Source organism: Pseudomonas sp. 2995-1 (genome assembly GCF_002742505.1).
GTDB lineage: Bacteria > Pseudomonadota > Gammaproteobacteria > Pseudomonadales > Pseudomonadaceae > Aquipseudomonas > Aquipseudomonas sivasensis.
In genome coordinates, this window is the sequence record NZ_LJSA01000360.1 from 1 (window position 1) to 293 (window position 293).

A 293-nucleotide genomic window follows, 5' to 3' on the forward strand; every position below is an offset into this window, starting at 1 on the left:
AAATAATAGTTTTTCCGATAGGTGTTTACCGATGAACTGCATACCTGCCGGGAGTCCATTTGAATCTATTCCCATTGGTACTGCAAGACTAGGTGTCCCTGTTAGATTAGCAGGAGAGGTAAACGGCATGGATTGCTTTGTTATCTCCAGGTTTTGGGCTACCAAATTATCTTGAAAAGGAGGAGTGGAGATCGGAATAGTTGGTCCTACTAATACATCAACATCTTCGAAAGCCTTTTTGAATGCATTGGTTAATTTGCGTCGGGCTTGCTGTGCTCTCACATATTGAGGAG

1 protein-coding gene is annotated in these 293 nt (G+C 42.7%); it reads right to left on the minus strand.

Annotated features, from left to right (window positions below):
* Positions 1-293: amidase family protein (locus tag AOA61_RS16685; RefSeq protein WP_256583431.1), on the minus strand; the 293-nt coding region annotated here is incomplete at both ends.